12 protein-coding genes are annotated in these 15,835 nt (G+C 36.4%); 2 read left to right on the plus strand and 10 right to left on the minus strand.

The features are described 5' to 3' along the window. Window positions 1-17 precede the first annotated feature (17 nt). From purB to EK417_RS17090, 9 genes are all read right to left on the minus strand, one after another. Window positions 18-1,445, minus strand: a complete 1,428-nt coding sequence (gene purB, locus EK417_RS17055; protein WP_076597264.1) for an adenylosuccinate lyase — start codon at window positions 1,443-1,445, stop codon at window positions 18-20. Window positions 1,446-1,686: 241 nt separating this feature from the next. Continuing rightward, on the minus strand, window positions 1,687-1,830 hold the full coding sequence (locus EK417_RS21195) for a bacteriocin-like protein (RefSeq protein WP_168802024.1): 144 nt from the start codon (window positions 1,828-1,830) through the stop codon (window positions 1,687-1,689). 423 nt (window positions 1,831-2,253) lie between these two features. Beyond that, on the minus strand, window positions 2,254-2,664 hold the full coding sequence (locus EK417_RS17060) for a hypothetical protein (RefSeq protein ID WP_076597262.1): 411 nt from the start codon (window positions 2,662-2,664) through the stop codon (window positions 2,254-2,256). 117 nt (window positions 2,665-2,781) lie between these two features. Next, window positions 2,782-3,180: a hypothetical protein gene (locus tag EK417_RS17065; protein ID WP_076597261.1), complete on the minus strand. Its 399-nt coding sequence runs from the start codon at window positions 3,178-3,180 to the stop codon at window positions 2,782-2,784. Window positions 3,181-3,269: 89 nt separating this feature from the next. Next, window positions 3,270-5,597: a beta-glucosidase BglX gene (bglX, locus tag EK417_RS17070; RefSeq protein ID WP_110366887.1), complete on the minus strand. Its 2,328-nt coding sequence runs from the start codon at window positions 5,595-5,597 to the stop codon at window positions 3,270-3,272. Window positions 5,598-5,662: 65 nt separating this feature from the next. Next, window positions 5,663-6,379: a carboxylesterase family protein gene (locus tag EK417_RS17075; protein ID WP_136522848.1), complete on the minus strand. Its 717-nt coding sequence runs from the start codon at window positions 6,377-6,379 to the stop codon at window positions 5,663-5,665. 40 nt (window positions 6,380-6,419) lie between these two features. Further along, entirely contained in the window at window positions 6,420-7,811 is a 1,392-nt protein-coding gene (locus tag EK417_RS17080; RefSeq protein WP_136522849.1) for a glucoamylase family protein, read from the minus strand. A gap of 75 nt (window positions 7,812-7,886) precedes the next feature. Next, window positions 7,887-9,311 carry a RagB/SusD family nutrient uptake outer membrane protein gene (locus EK417_RS17085; protein WP_136522850.1) on the minus strand — a complete coding sequence of 475 codons (1,425 nt, stop codon included), beginning with the start codon at window positions 9,309-9,311 and terminating at the stop codon, window positions 7,887-7,889. Window positions 9,312-9,322: 11 nt separating this feature from the next. Continuing rightward, entirely contained in the window at window positions 9,323-12,145 is a 2,823-nt protein-coding gene (locus EK417_RS17090) for a SusC/RagA family TonB-linked outer membrane protein (protein ID WP_136522851.1), read from the minus strand. A 365-nt stretch (window positions 12,146-12,510) separates the two neighbouring features. On the opposite strand from EK417_RS17090, the gene EK417_RS17095 reads away from it, so the two are divergent. Both EK417_RS17095 and EK417_RS17100 read left to right on the plus strand, forming a co-directional pair. Continuing rightward, window positions 12,511-13,182, plus strand: coding sequence for a DUF4197 family protein (locus tag EK417_RS17095; RefSeq protein WP_076597255.1), 672 nt, complete (start codon window positions 12,511-12,513; stop codon window positions 13,180-13,182). A 40-nt stretch (window positions 13,183-13,222) separates the two neighbouring features. After that, complete coding sequence (locus EK417_RS17100; RefSeq protein ID WP_047433612.1) at window positions 13,223-13,528, plus strand: DUF493 family protein; 306 nt, start codon at window positions 13,223-13,225, stop codon at window positions 13,526-13,528. A 230-nt stretch (window positions 13,529-13,758) separates the two neighbouring features. On the opposite strand, the gene EK417_RS17105 is transcribed toward EK417_RS17100, so the two are convergent. Next, window positions 13,759-15,786, minus strand: coding sequence for a M43 family zinc metalloprotease (locus EK417_RS17105; RefSeq protein ID WP_076597254.1), 2,028 nt, complete (start codon window positions 15,784-15,786; stop codon window positions 13,759-13,761). Between the last annotated feature and the right edge of the window lie 49 nt (window positions 15,787-15,835).

Consider the following 15,835-nt stretch of genomic DNA (forward strand, 5'->3'; position numbering starts at 1 on the left):
AAAGACTGCATATTGTTTTATACTTTAAGATCAGCTTCCAATCCTATTAAATCTTTGTTTTGGTCTATAATCGGCTGCACTTCATTTTTAATGAATTCCTCCGTCTGGATCGGCGCGAAACCAATAAAGTTTTTAGGATCTAAAACTTCTTTCAGTTTTGATTTGTCCAGTTTTAAAGAATCATCGTTTAAGATTCTTTCGATAAGGTCGTTTTCTTTTCCTTCTTCTTTCACTTTCTTGGAAGCTTCCATCGAGTGAACTCTGATCACTTCGTGGATTTCCTGACGGTCACCACCAGCTTTTACTTCTTCCATGATAATGTATTCTGTTGCCATGAAAGGAAGTTCCTCCATAATGTGCTTGTTGATTCTGTTTGGATAAACAACGATTCCGTTCATGATGTTGTTCCAGATTAATAGAATAGCATCAACCGCTAAAAATGCCTGAGGAATAGTTAATCTCTTGTTTGCAGAGTCATCCAGTGTTCTTTCAAACCATTGTGTAGAAGCTACCATTGCAGAACTCGTTGTAAGAGACATTACATATTTTGCCAATGCTCCGATTCTTTCACTTCTCATTGGGTTACGCTTGTAAGCCATCGCCGATGAACCGATCTGGTTTTTCTCGAATGGTTCTTCAATTTCCTTAAGGTTTTGAAGTAGACGTAAATCGTTTGTGAATTTATGCGCAGATTGTGCAATATTTCCTAATAAAGCAACTACTTTCGCATCAATTTTTCTATCGTAAGTCTGTCCGGAAACTCCGAACACTTTTTCGAAACCGAATCTCTTTGAAAGTTCTTTATCTAAATGTTTTACTTTAGAATAATCACCGTTGAACAGTTCAAGGAAACTTGCAGCAGTTCCTGTAGTTCCTTTTACTCCTCTGAAACGCAGGGTTTCAAGGAAGAAATCCAATTCTTCGATGTCAAGAACCAAACTCTGCAACCAAAGTGTAGCTCTTTTTCCAACTGTTGTTAACTGAGCCGGCTGGAAGTGAGTGAATCCTAAAGTGGGAAGGTCTTTATATTGAATCGCAAAATCCGAAAGATTTTTCATCACGTTCACCAACTTTTTCTTCAAGATTAAAAGTCCGTCACGGATTTGAATTAAGTCTGTATTGTCTCCTACAAAAGCCGAAGTTGCTCCCAGGTGGATAATTCCTTTTGCTGAAGGCGCCACATCACCATAAGCGTGAACGTGAGCCATTACATCATGACGGAATTTTTTTTCGTACTCTGCAGCTTTTACGTAATCGATGTTTTCAGCATTAGCTTTTAACTCAGCGATCTGCTCGTCTGTAATATCAAGTCCGAGGTCTTTTTCGATTTCAGCAAGAGCTATCCAAAGCTTTCTCCAATTCTGGAATTTGTTATTGTGTGAGAAGTTAAATAACATTTCTTCACTGGAGTAGCGCTCTTCCAATGGATTTTTGTAGGAATTCATTCGTTCTTTTACTTTTTAGATGCACAAAAATACGGTTTTTCAGTGAGAGATAAAAATTCTGATTTTATGATTTTTCAACCCTATTCTGAATCAAATAAAAGATTTTCATTTATACTTTTGCCTTGAAGCAAAAGTATACAAAAGTTCAAGACGGGAATCATCCGATAAATAGATTGGTGAGAGCAAATAAAACAGGCTATTCCATTTCTGAGACAGCCTGTTTTATACTATTTTTAATTAATTAGTCGATAATAAGTCCGCATGGCGATCCTACCGGAATACATTTTCTTTCCAATGAGCACCAGAAGTACCCTGCCAGACACGTCGGGATACCTCCCTGAACAGTTTTCAATTTTCTTTTTGAAAGTTTTCTTAAGTTTTTCATAGTAACATTTTTTGATTTTTCTCCTACTCTTATGCTTTTCGGATTACGCTTTAATTTGGCAGATCCAATATACATTTTTTTCGGAACAAAAACATAACTTATTCGTTTTATTCAACTTACAATGATAATTTGTTTATTATTTCGAATAATCATTATTGTATATTTATATAGTTTCTTAAAATAAGGAAGGTAAAAAAACTCTATTTAGAAAGAGTTTAATACTTTTTAAGACACGACAATCACTTCAAAGTGGTATCCTGTAAATCCCACTATTTATAAGTAAATTCTCTGTATATTTTCATTCTATAATGATGCAAAAATATCTACCTAAAGTGACAAAACATGTCATATTAAAATCTAATTAAATTTATACCACAAAAAAACCACTCTTCCGAGTGGCTATATATCTTTTTAAGTCTGAACTTATTGATAGATGACAACATCATTTTTCTTGATTTGATACCCTTTTTTATAAGGAGTAAGGACATAACTGTCTTTAATGTGAGATCCGCTTTTCCATACTTTTTCTTTTCCTTTTTTATCCAAAATGATACTTTTTGCATTTCCATCCTGAATAAAAATTTCAGCCTTTTTCTGATTTTTAGTAAAGATAACTGCCGTCATTGTCGTATAACTTTTATCTGAATTTACTTCTTTAAGTTTTATTTTCTGATTGAAAGTTTGTATACAATTATTTCTTAATTGTGAATAAGTATATCCTGCTGAACCAATACAACCATGAACATCTCTGTCTCCTCCGAGAACAGGAGTACTTTTTTGCGCAAAAACGAATGAACCAAGGAACAAGGTACTAAATAAAATTATTTTTTTCATATGTAAAATTTTTGTTTTCTGATAGATTAAAATATCCCAAAATGTGATATTAATTAATTTTCTAAGTTACAAAAAAAACCACTCTTGCGAATGGCTTTTCTTTTTTGAAATCGGATTTTATTGATAGATCACGATATTATCTTTTTTAAGCTGATATCCGTTCTTTTTGTAAGGAACCAATACATAGCCATCCTTTTTCCAGACTTTGGCTTTACCTCCTGTTCTGGTAAGGATAATGCTTCTTTCACCGGCATCTTTTACAAAAACCTCAGCTTTTTTCATGTCTTTACTGAAAATAACTGCAGCTATTGAAGTATAGCTGTCTTTCGGAGCTACTTCTGTCAGCTTAATTTTTTGTTCAAAAGTTCTTATACAGTCTTTCTTAATCTGAGAATAAGTATACCCTGCTGAACCAATACATCCGTGTGCATCTTTGTCACCACCTTTTATGGCTCCTTTTTGGGCAAACACTAAAGAACCAAGGAACATTGTGCTTAATAAAATTGTTTTTTTCATGTCAATGTGTATATAATAATTACACATCTATTATTAAAAATCATGCCAAAGAATAGAAAATATACAACTCCGGAGGAACTTTTCAGATCTTACTTAGTCCAGTTAATCTTTGAATGCTGTACATTGTCAGAACTTGTTCCGATCATGATATCGAATTCACCTGATTCCCAGTCGTATTTCAAATCTCCGTTGTAAAACTTCAGGTTTTCAGGAGTGATATCAAAAGTTACTTTTTTAGATTCTCCTTTCTTCAAAAATATTTTCTGGAAGCCTTTCAATTCTTTAACCGGTCTTGTGATACTTCCTACCCTATCTCTGATATACAGCTGAACCACTTCAGCGCCGTCATAGTTTCCTGTATTCGTTACTGTAACTGATGCCTGAACGGTCTGATTTCCTTTCGCGGTATTAGCGGAAACCGCCATATCGGAGTAATTGAATTTCGTATAGCTCAATCCGTACCCGAAAGCATATAATGGTGTATTACATTCGTCCATATAGTTGGAGCGGAATCTTTCATAAGTACATTTGTCTACTTTGTCCTGACTTAGCGGACGACCTGTATTTTTAGCATTATAATAGATTGGCACCTGCCCTAGGCTTCTTGGGAAAGTCATCGGAAGTTTTCCGGATGGGTTTACTTTTCCGAACAGAACATCTGCAATGGCATTTCCTGCTTCAGATCCTGCAAACCAGGCATTCAAGATAGAATCCGGAGTATCTTTTACATTGGTTAATGCTAAAGGACGGCCTGTGAAAAGAACCATTGCAATCGGTTTTCCGGTTTTCTTTAATTCATTTAATAAATCAACCTGAGACTGAGGAATGGTAATTTCCGTTCTGGAAGAAGATTCTCCGCTCATTTCTGCAGATTCTCCGATAGCCAGGACAATCACATCTGCTTTGCCGGCAACATCCACAGCTTCTCTTAGCAATTCTTCTTTGGAACGGTTATCTCTGTCTGTTTTTTTACCGTGAGCTGCATAAATTTCTTCTAACTTGGCATCATCATCTATATTGGCTCCTTTTGCTGATAAAAACTTAACTTCCTTTCCATAGTTTGCCTGCAATCCCTGCATCAAAGAAACTGAGGCAGCATGTTTTGTAGCAACACTCCATGTTCCGGCCATATTCATTGAGTTATTTACCAATGGGCCAATTACAGCAACTGTTCCTGATTTCTTTAAAGGCAATACCTGATTGTCATTTTTTAATAACACCATGGATTGAGCCGCTGCACTTCTTGCTATATTACGGTTTTCCATATTATAGACTTCCTTTGCTGCCAATTTTGCATCTCCGTGTTTGTATGGATTATCAAATAAGCCTAGATCATATTTTGCTTCAAGAATTCTTCTTGCCGCCATATCAATTTCAGCCTGTTTCACTTTTCCTTCTTCAAGAGATTTTTTTAGAGTTGTTAAAAAACCTTCTCCCACCATATCCATATCAACTCCGGCTTTTAAAGCCAAGGCAGAAACCTGCTGAAGATCTCCCATACCATGGTCTACCATTTCATTGATACCGGTATAGTCTGTTACAACGAAGCCTTTGAATTTCCATAGATTTCTTAATACTTCCGTCTGAAGCCATCTGTTTCCTGTTGCCGGTACTCCATCCACTTCATTGAAAGAAGCCATTACTGAAGCAACACCGGCATCCACTGCTGCTTTGTAAGGAGGAAAATACTCATTAAACATTCTTACATGGCTCATGTCAACCGTATTATAATCTCTTCCTGCTTCTCCGGCTCCGTATAATGCAAAGTGTTTTACGCAGGCTAAGATATTGGTTCCGTTAGCAAGGTCTTTCCCCTGATAACCATACACCATGTTTTTAGAAATTTCACTTCCCAAATAAGGATCTTCACCAGAACCTTCTGATACTCTTCCCCATCTTGGTTCGCGGGAAATATCCACCATGGGAGAGAATGTCCAGTTGATTCCGTCCGAAGCAGCTTCTCTGGCTGCTACTCTTGCAGACTGCTGGATAAGATTCATATCCCATGACGCAGCCAATCCTAATGGAATCGGGAAAGTAGTTTCATAGCCGTGGATCACATCCATCCCGAAAATCATAGGAATTTTCAGACGGCTTTTTTCTACAGCTACTTTCTGAACAGCTTTTATTTTATCTGCTCCTTTTATATTGAATAATCCGCCTACTAATCCCTGCTCTACTTTTTTTCCAATATCAGAACTCTGTGCCTGTCCTGTAGTGAAATCTCCGGAAGTGGGAAGGTTCATCTGGCCGATTTTTTCATCCAATGTCATTTTAGATAAAAGATTATCCACAAATGCTTTCTTTTTAGCCTGATACTGAGCTGTCTGATAAGACTGAACGGGCTTCGTTATCATTTCCTGAGCGGAAAATACAGGAGCCAATGCTAAGGTGGCGATTACAATTAACTTTTTCATAAATCTATCTTCTTAAATTATTGTTTTTATATTTTTTGCTTCAATTTGATGGTTTTACTTTTCAATCATTGGGTGTCATTACTTTTCTTTTTTGAAAGCATCCATTCATACAAAGCAGGATTGGAATAGGTAGAATCCCATGAGTTATGATTATCATTCGGGAAGATAACCAGTTCTGCCGTAGGGTTTACAGGATGAAGCTTCTGATAAAAATTAAAAGCATTGGCAGGCAGTACGATATCATCCATTCCGCCATGAAATATTTTCATATTCAAATCTTTAAACTGATGAATATTGGCGGTCATTACCTGATCTGTCGGCGCACAGACTGAAGCTACTGCAGCAAACATTTCCGGATGTTCCATGGCCAGTTTCAAAGTTCCCCAGCCTCCCATAGAAAGTCCTGTAAGATAAATGCGGGAAGCATCAATTGTATATTTTTTCTGAATTTCTTTGATCAGATTATATACGGTAACCGTATCCCACCATGTTCCTTGCGGACATTGAGGTGCCAGAATGGCTACAGGTTCTTTGATCAGATTTTTATAGGTAAACGGACTGTGTGCTTTTACCATATCCAGATTAGTTCCCCGTTCTCCTGAGCCATGAAGGAAAACTATTAATGGTACATTTCCTTTTGTATTCACGGGGTAATCCAGAATATAAGACATTTTCTCCTGTCTTTTAATTTCTTTATTGAGTTCCGCTTTTATTTCCTGCGCATTCAGTTGTAATGAAAACGGCAGCAGTAAAAGAGGGATATGTTTCAGTTTTAGTTTCATATTGTTATTTAAGTTTTGATTAAAGCCCGTTCCTATTGAATTATTTTATTCCGTATTTGGCTGACTGGAAGCTTAGTTTTTTTAATCCCTGCTGAATTTCCGGGGCATTCATAAATAACTTCCAAAGGAATCCTGATCTGTAATTTTCAATCATAGGAGCTATAGTTCCCTGATCTATTGCCAGATATCTTGGGGTAAACCAATTGTTATAATTGACAGAGGTAGCATCATAAGGACCTGCAGAACCTATGAATTCAGGTTTTTGAGTATATATAAATCTCAGAAAAGCCATTGATTCTTTTGGTGTGTATGGGAAACTGCTCAATGCAGCTGTAGGAGTAATTACTCCATTATCATTGCCAGGCATATGAGCGGTGTATCCTGTGCTTCCATCCTCATTTCTTGTGTAACCGGCAGTCAATCCCCAATAGTTGGGTCCGTAACCTTTCCACTGCTTGGGATTTTCAACACAGTATTTATAGTCGATAAGGGTTTGATTTTTATTGATGGCAAAATAGTTTTTCACCAACTTATCCGATAATCCTGTCGGATCAAGCCCGATATATGAATATTGTGCCCAGAAAAGGGGGCCGCCGTATTCCTCGGCATAGTTGTGTTTTACATACAGAGGTAATCCGTATTTTGTTTTGTCTGTAAGGTAAGTTCCATTTCTGGTCCAGCCTTTATAATAGGTTTCGGCATCAATGGAATAAGTAGGTGAAGATGCGGCTAAAATATAAGTGATCAGACATTCATTATATCCTTCAAGAGGAAAATTCATTTCCCATTGGTAATCCGGTGACCAGTGCCAGTAAAGGACTTTCTCACCTCCTTTGGTATACCAGTTCCATTGGATTCCTTTCCATAACCCATCACATTTTGCAGCAAGGGCTTTTTCTTCTGCATTTCCGTTTTTAAAGTATTCACGGATCATCAGTATTCCTGAAGTAAGGAATGCGGTTTCTACAAGATCACCGCCATTATCTTTTTTCCCGAAAGGAACTGTTTTTCCGGTTTCCCCATTGATCCAATGTGACCAGGCTCCTTTGTGCCGGTCTGCCTTAGCCAGGAAATCCATGATATGTGTAAGTCTTTTTACCGCTTCTTTTCTCGGAACAAATCCTCTTTCTACTCCTACCAGAATAGTTGCCAGCCCAAATCCTGAGCCTCCAGTAGTGATCACGTGCTTATCATTATCCGGATAAATATTGTCTTCATGGTAGCGTTCTCTTCCCAACATGGAGTTAGGTTCTGCGTAATCCCAGAAATACTTTAAAACATCTTTCTGTACTCTGTCCATCAATTGTTCATCCGTGACATTGCTTTTTACGGCTTCAGTTTTTCCACCTTCCTGTTTGGCCATTGGAGCATTTTTACAGGAATACACAAAAAATAAAGAAGTGATAGCTATCGATAATACGTTCCTTTTCATGAGATCTCTTTTTATAGGGTTTCTTACTAAAAGAAGAGGAGAACTTTCATTCTCCTCTAATGTTTATGGTTTATTTTAATAGCCTGGGTTTTGGACAAAAGCTCCGTTACTTTGGTTCATTGCATCCAAAGGAATTGGGAATAACTCATTCTTCCCTGCTTTGAATCCGTAAGGAGCAAGTACGGCAGCTGCCTCACCAGTTCTTACAAGGTCTACGAAACGATCACCTTCCATAGCAAGCTCTACTCTACGCTCATGCCAGATTGCTTTTCTAAGTGCAGTCTGTGTTGTAGCTGTAGTTCCTGCCAATTGAGCTCTTGTTCTTACCTTGTTAAGATTAGCTGTGGCTGTAGCAGTATTACCAAGTTCGTTAGCTGCTTCTGCATTGATTAAAAGAATTTCTGCAAATCTTAAAATTCTGATATTTTGTTTTGATCCGTAAGCACAAGCGCTATTGTTTAAAGCTTTAGGAAGATATACTTTTTGGTTAAATGTGGTTACAGAATTTGGATCTCCCATTGCAATCAAATCACCTTCGGGCGTAGTTTCTCCATTTCTAAGAATGGTAAGTTCTTTTCTTATATCACCAGGTTCAAATGCGTTTTCCAATGCCTGAGAAGGTGTAAAGAATCCCCATCCGAATTGGTTTCTTACCCCCTGAACTTCTGCATACTGACTTCCCGCATTTGGATTAAGCTGAGGCGCACAATCACAGTTAACTTCAAATACAGATTCTTTTCCAAACTCTCCGGCGATTCTGAATACATGATTGAAATCAGGATCTAGATCATATCCCATTCCTATCAACTGATTTGAAGTATCATAAGCCTTTTGCCAGTCTTTCTTGTAAAGATAAACTTTCGACAATAGTCCTAATGCAGCTCCCTTAGTAACTCTTCCCAGATCTGTAGCTGGATAAGCTTGAGGGAGAATTTCTGCAGCACTGGTAAGATCAGATATAATAAAATTGTAAACCTCGGTTACAGAATTCCTTGGGATATTGTAATTGGTCTGTACTCCATCAAATATTGGCACACCACCATAAATTCTTACCAAATTAAAATAAAAATAGGCTCTCAACATTTTTGCTTCTGCAACAAGTCTGTTTTTAAGCGTGGAGTCCATATTTATCTTTGGAACGTTAGTAATAACCTGATTCGCTCTGTTTATTGCCTGCCACTGACCGATCCAATAACTTCTTACACCATCATCACTTACCGTAAATGTAAAATTATCATACACATTGATAAAAGACCCATCTCCCGGATTGGATCCTTTTACAACATCATCTGCCGGAACACCATAAATAAACTGGTAAGGAAATGCTGAATTTTCCCAGCTTCTTAAAAAGTTATAAACAGCATTAGTTGCCTGCATGGCATCATCCTGAGTCTGGAAAAATGATGTTGCTTCTACTTCCCCTTCCTCTTTGATATCCAAATAGTTATTGCAGCTGGTTAAAAGAGAAACCATTGCAATTGATAAAAATATTTTTTTCATTACTTTTCTAATTAAAATGTTAAATTCATACCAAATGTGTAGATTGCAGAGATAGGGTAAATGTTCTGATCCACTCCCATTTGTACTCTATCTGAATTCAAGATTTCAGGGGAGAAGCCGTTATACTTAAAGCTTGTCCATGGATTCTGAGCACTTACATATAATCTTAATTTAGTAATAGACATAGATTTGGCAAATGTTTTTGGTAAATTATATCCAACCTGGATATTTCTGATTCTGATATAACTTCCATCCTCTACATAAAAACTGCTTGGTAAAATAATTGCCTGATCGTTTGTAACCATAGAGTATGAATTTGATGTACCCGCACCATGCCATCTGTTATTGTAGAAATCTAAATCCCAGTTTTCATTTCCATAACGCTGTTCGCGGTTATAGTTATAGATTTTATTACCAAATACTCCCTGGAAATCAATAGCGAAGTCAAAGTCATAAATATTCATATTCACTCCAAACCCATAAGATCCTTTTGGAATAGGACTTCCCAGGAATGTCTTATCTCTTGTATCAATAATACCATTTCCATCTAAATCAGCAAATTTAAATGCTCCGGGTTTTGCTCCATTCTGTGTAGCTGAGGCTGCTACTTCATCAGCATTTTGGAATACTCCCACAACCTGATATCCATAATAAGACCCTACAGCCTGCCCTTCCTGTAATCTGATAACAGAATTTCCGAATAAACTAGCTCCTGCTTCTAAATATGAACCGCCATACACTGAAGTAATTTTATTTTTCAACCCTGTATAGTTACCATAAATTCCAAAAGTAATATTTTCATTAATTTTTGTATTATAGTTTACAGCAACTTCAAATCCTTTGTTATTAAAAGAGTAAGCATTTGTTACATAATCTCTCCAGTTGCTTGCACCGGAAACAGTACCCTGGAAAATTCCATATACAACATCTTTTGAGTCCTTATTAAAATAATTAGCATCAATTTTTAACTTGTTATTAAATAATGCCATTTCTAAACCTACATCTCCTCCTGAAGTGGTTTCCCATCCAATAGACGGGTCGATAATCTGGTCGATTGTTGCTGCAGGGTAACCAGTATTTCCGTAATATGCACCTCCATCAATAATTGTTCTGTTCAGAGTAAACTTTCTTTTCACATTAGGATTCCCAAGTTTACCATAGCTCGCCCTAAGCTTTAAAAGATTAAACAAATTTTGTCCACTCATAAAATCTTCTTTTGATATTACCCATCCTGCACTTACTGCTGGGAAAATCTTAAATCTCTCGGTAGAAATCTGTGAAGATCCATCTCTACGAACAGAAGCGTTTAAAAGATATTTTCCTTTATAGTCGTAATTCAATCTGGCAAAAAGCGATTCTATACGGTATTGGTCCTGATTAAGATCCAGTTTAGGTCTGTCATCAGTATAAATCACCAGATCAGTACCATTAAGTATATTTAAAGATTCATTTGTTCCGTCATAATACACTTTCTGAGCAGATGCATATGTTTCAGAATAAGAATTTCTCGTTCTGGAGAAACCTCCCAAAATCTCTAAATTATGATCTCCAAAATTTTTCTTCCAGGTTAACGTATTGTCCCAAACATAATTTCTATTTCTGGAATCTCTTGTCACTAGAACCGGATCTTTTTGATCTGATACCGGAACATAATTAAGTCTTGGGGTATATTCATACTTATTTTTATTAGTATTGTCCGTTGTATAGCTGATTCTTACAGTAAAATCTTTTAAGAATTTATATTCTGCAAAAATATTATTCAAAAGTCTTTCTTCTCTTATCTGAGAACGAAACATATCCAATTTCGCTCTTGGGTTTGGTATCGAATATCCGTTGAAAAACTGATAGTCACCAGTCGCAGGGTTCATTGTAGAAAATATAGGAGGCGCAGTATAAGCATCTAGTAAAGGATTCTGAGCTACATCACTACGGATTTTTGAAAATGTAAAATTATTACCAATGGTAAGATTATCAGTTATTTTATATGATAAATTTAACTTGGTATTCATTCTGTTAAACCCACTTCCTGAGTTTATTCCTCTTCCTGCAGCTAAATTTCCTTCATCCTGTAAGTTTCCAATACTTCCATAATAGTTTAATTTTCCGATGCTTCCTGAGGCCGAAAAATCATTTGCGTTAATGATACTGGTTCTAAAAATCTCGTCAAACCATTTCGTATCTGCAGGATAATTGGCTCTGCTTAAAAATTTTGTCGGATCAGTATTTCCTTCATTTCTTAGTTTTTCATTATATAGTTCAATATATTGATCCGCATTCGCCATTTCCGGAATATTAGTCACTTTTTTGATTCCCAAATAAGAATTAAGACTAAAAACAGGCTTCTTACCTCTTCCCGTTTTTGTTTTAATAATTACAGCTCCGTTAGACGCTCTTGCTCCAAAAATTGCTAAACTGGAAGGATCTTTCAAAACACTCATGGACTCAATATCTTGTGGATTAAGGAAAGATATATCATCTGTAATTGTTCCATCAACAATAAAAACAGTTTGTCCTGTTAAAGATCCAATACCTCGAATATCCACTCTCGGCGAGCCTCCAGGAGCTCCTGCATTGGTAATATTCACACCTGCAATTTTTCCCTGAACAGAACTCATAGGGTTTGAATTCGGTTTATCAGCAAGATCCTTTGCAGAAACAATTCCGATACTTCCTGTAACGTTTTCTTTTTTCTGAGATCCATATCCGATCAAAACTACTTCCTCGATCTTCTGCTCTTTGGCGGCAGTATCTTTGGGAGTAGTCTGAGCATTGACATTCATACCGAAGTACAGAACAGCAATGAGACATGAATACTTTAAATTACTTTGTTTCATATAGTTTCAATTTTATTCAAATAAATTCATTTTTTTATGTCTCTAAATAGTGGAGTTATTTAAAATCTCAAAAAAAGACATTAGCCAAAAATATAAAAAATATCGAACAATGTTAAATTATCTTAAACATTTAAAAATTACCTACTTTCTTTAGATGAAAACTGATAAAATTTAAAATTTTATCAATTTATACTTAAAATAATAATCGATTTTAAATCATTTCATTAATAATAAATTAACACTTTTATCCTAAAAATTCACCAAATACAACAGTCAATTTAATATTTTGTTAAATTGAGAATAGTAATTACCTTTGGTGCAGTTTTTGAGAAAGCAACTTAGAAAACAGATAACAAAAAAGATCAATGAAAAAATATATCATTGCAGCCGCTCTTATCGTGGGAACCGGTGCATTTATTACCACCAGTGTGCAATCCTGCACCTCATTAGCCACTTCCGACATGGGGCTTTCCATTATAAAGAGAATCCTGCTCAATGGTATTGATAAAGGAATGGGTATCTATGGGAACAAAGAAGCATTTCTGCAGAATAATATGGTAGATAAAGCACTTCCTAAAGAACTGAGAGATATCAATTCTACACTTGAAAAAATAGCACCTTCACTGGTTGCCAAAGAAAGAGATTATATAGCACAGGCAGCAGCTTACACCGTAAATACTTCAAAACCTATTTTACAGGATGCTGTAAACAGCCTGAATGCCCAGGATGTAACGAGAATTATGCAGGGTACCACTGCTACACAGATTCTGAAGGAAAAAACATCCCAGCAGCTTATTGCAGCTATTGCTCCTAAGGTAGATGAAAAGCTGAATGAATATGGAATTGTAAAAACCATCAATACAGCTTTATCCGGAAGTAATTTTCTGGGCAGCCTCTTAGGGGGAAACAGCAATACTGTCAATTCAGGAGGATTGAGCAAGCTGGCTTCCGAACAGCTGGTCAATGGATTATTCAATATCATTGAAGATTATGAGCATCAGAACTCCAAATCTCTCCTGGGACCGTTTGGAAAATAGGAAAAAATTCGTTATATTTATATTATATTAACAATTGCAGATGGATATATTACAAGGAAATCAACACGCAAGCCCTGAAGATTTTTATCAGTCTTTAAGGGAAAAACTGGAAGATCATCACGATTTTCCGGAGGATTATTTATTTAAATTTATTATTCCTACAGACCAGGCAAAACTTACTGAAATTTACAGGGTTTTTGATGGTATTAAATTTACACTGGGAAACCGCGAAAGCAAAAATGGAAAATACACAGCCTGCAACATTAATGCATTTGTTTTGGATGCCAATCAGGTAGTGAATATTTATAAAGAAGTAGCAAAAATAGAAGGCGTTATTCTATTGTAAAAACAAAAGCCGTTTCATTATGTCATGAAGCGGTTTTTATTGTACTGATATTCTCCAAATTTCCCTCCACTACATTGTAGCTTTTTATCCGAATTTATAATTACAAGTTATACTATGGAAATTGTATTCTTTACTCTGAATATCTTTTCTTTTTTATTCCTTTAACAGTTAAAAAAAGTCCGCCCCATTCAGAGGCGGATCATCTATGTTAAAAGATATATTCTGTATAATTATTTCTTAACGAATTTAATACTTTCTGAGGTTTTAGCATTCTGTATCGTGATAACATACACTCCTTTTACAAGGTCTGCCACACGAATCTGATTATCACTAATTTTTCCTTTCTTAACAATTTGTCCTACAGCATTATGAATTTCAAATTGAGATTCTCCAGAAAGCCCAGTAATGTTAAGAATATCATTAACCGGATTAGGATATACGCCAAATTTATTGTTCTTATTAACCTCCCCAGTTCCTAACGATTCACGTGTGGTAAATGTTTTAGTCTCATAAACAAATTCATTTTCTAGATGAAATATGGTCTGTCCGGTACTTGTAGTAAGGTCTACATATCCATTTTCCAATCCATCACCAAAGTCATCAGACATTGTAAATGCATAACAATCCTGTGGTAAGGTCCATACTTGAGTGATAAGAGCCGGAGTAGGCTGTCCTAGCTGAGTATTACTATATTTGCCTTCTTTTACAATTTGTCCCGCACTGTTTTTAAGGTTCCATCTCGTTTCCTGGCCATACTTGTCTCTCTGCAACTTAAAGGTAACAGTAGTGGTTGAAAAATATTGAGGGGGAACTGGCTTTACATAATTACCGCTTGTAGAATTATTGGTGCTTCTCTGATCTGCTGCTCCATTTACAGATGTGAGGGAGAAGGAAACGGGAGAAGATGCTACAGAACCATTTACAGGGATATTAATCACCCCCGATTTATCTTGAGCCAAATTACCTGTCCAATTATAAGTTTGAGCAGTTCCTCCATTTATTGAATATGAAATAACAGCTGATGTCAAATTACTCGTACCTCTGTTGGTGATAAGCAGACGAAGCACTCCTTCTCCACAATTAACGACTCCTATTGAGCACCCACCGTCAAATTTTATCTCCGCATCATTAACAAACAAAGGAATAGGCAAATCTGTATTTGATGCTTTAAGTTCCATTCTTCTTGGAGAATTGTCCATCACTGCCCTTACTCTGGTTTTCTGATCAGTAGTATAAATATTCATACAAGTATCATTTGTATAATCCATATAATTCTGCACCATTTCAAAAACCGCAGGATTATCACAACTTGCGATAGAAGGATCACACACATAATTTTCCTCATGTGCTGTTGGAGTATCTGCACAATAGTCATTACCACACGCTCCATCTCCCCAGATATGTCTAAGCCCCAGGAAATGTCCTACTTCATGGGTCATTGTTCTTCCTCTGTCATAGCCAGCCTGCATTAAAAATGTACCGTCATTATAATCCATACTTCCAAAAGTAGAATATCCTGCAACAACCCCGTCTGTAGTGGCAAGGCCTCCATTCGCACCAAGTCCCTGAAGACCGGAGCCAGACGGAAACTGAGCAAATCCCAACAATCCATTATCTGCAAAGTCTACACTCCACATATTCATATATTTTGTAGGATCCCAGATCGTACCGGTTTTTACAACATCATTGATAAAATTCTGATATCCATATTGAGGAGCCCCATTTGCCCAATAGTCTTTGCAAAGATTTACCCTGTCAATTCCATTGGTTGGATTTCCGTTAGGGTCTACCTTTGCCAGCACAAACTGTATTTCAGTATCTGCACCTACAGGATTGGTATTATATCCCGGAGTGTTAATCTTTTTTCTGAAATCATTAGTCATTACTGTAATCTGAGACATCACCTGAGCATCTGTGATATTAGGAGCAATTCCCACATCCTGACCGCTGTGAATAACATGAACTACGACTGGAATTGTAATAACAGTTCCATTCTGGGATTTATTAGCCTTGGCTTTTTCAATTAAAGGGGCAAGCCACTTTTCAAACTGTTCTGTTGTAAGTCTCTCAGGAAATTTTCTTTTCAGGTTTGCTTCGTATTCAAGTGTTCCGCATTTTTCAATCCCATTAGGATCCAGCTTTTGCTCTGTAAGTCTTTTGGGAGACTTTGTTTCTTCTCTAATCTGTGCATTTGAAAATCCAATTCCCATAAAGAATAGGACTGCTAGAGAAGATTTCGAAATAATAGAGTTATTCATTATTATATTTTTGTATTTTAGCAAACATACAAAAAAAACCACCATAAAC

The sequence above is a fragment of the Chryseobacterium candidae genome, from assembly GCF_004916905.1.
Classification (GTDB): domain Bacteria; phylum Bacteroidota; class Bacteroidia; order Flavobacteriales; family Weeksellaceae; genus Chryseobacterium; species Chryseobacterium candidae.

What these genes read in the sequence shown, in the direction of transcription:
- bglX (WP_110366887.1), bottom strand. Translation starts at nt 5,597, where the DNA reads ATGAAAAAGTTAATTGTAATCGCCACCTTAGCATTGGCTCCTGTATTT.
- EK417_RS17100 (WP_047433612.1), top strand. Translation starts at nt 13,223, where the DNA reads ATGGATATATTACAAGGAAATCAACACGCAAGCCCTGAAGATTTTTAT.
- EK417_RS17085 (WP_136522850.1), bottom strand. Translation starts at nt 9,311, where the DNA reads ATGAAAAAAATATTTTTATCAATTGCAATGGTTTCTCTTTTAACCAGC.
- EK417_RS17095 (WP_076597255.1), top strand. Translation starts at nt 12,511, where the DNA reads ATGAAAAAATATATCATTGCAGCCGCTCTTATCGTGGGAACCGGTGCA.
- EK417_RS17090 (WP_136522851.1), bottom strand. Translation starts at nt 12,145, where the DNA reads ATGAAACAAAGTAATTTAAAGTATTCATGTCTCATTGCTGTTCTGTAC.
- EK417_RS17105 (WP_076597254.1), bottom strand. Translation starts at nt 15,786, where the DNA reads ATGAATAACTCTATTATTTCGAAATCTTCTCTAGCAGTCCTATTCTTT.
- purB (WP_076597264.1), bottom strand. Translation starts at nt 1,445, where the DNA reads ATGAATTCCTACAAAAATCCATTGGAAGAGCGCTACTCCAGTGAAGAA.
- EK417_RS17060 (WP_076597262.1), bottom strand. Translation starts at nt 2,664, where the DNA reads ATGAAAAAAATAATTTTATTTAGTACCTTGTTCCTTGGTTCATTCGTT.
- EK417_RS17075 (WP_136522848.1), bottom strand. Translation starts at nt 6,379, where the DNA reads ATGAAACTAAAACTGAAACATATCCCTCTTTTACTGCTGCCGTTTTCA.
- EK417_RS17080 (WP_136522849.1), bottom strand. Translation starts at nt 7,811, where the DNA reads ATGAAAAGGAACGTATTATCGATAGCTATCACTTCTTTATTTTTTGTG.
- EK417_RS17065 (WP_076597261.1), bottom strand. Translation starts at nt 3,180, where the DNA reads ATGAAAAAAACAATTTTATTAAGCACAATGTTCCTTGGTTCTTTAGTG.
- EK417_RS21195 (WP_168802024.1), bottom strand. Translation starts at nt 1,830, where the DNA reads ATGAAAAACTTAAGAAAACTTTCAAAAAGAAAATTGAAAACTGTTCAG.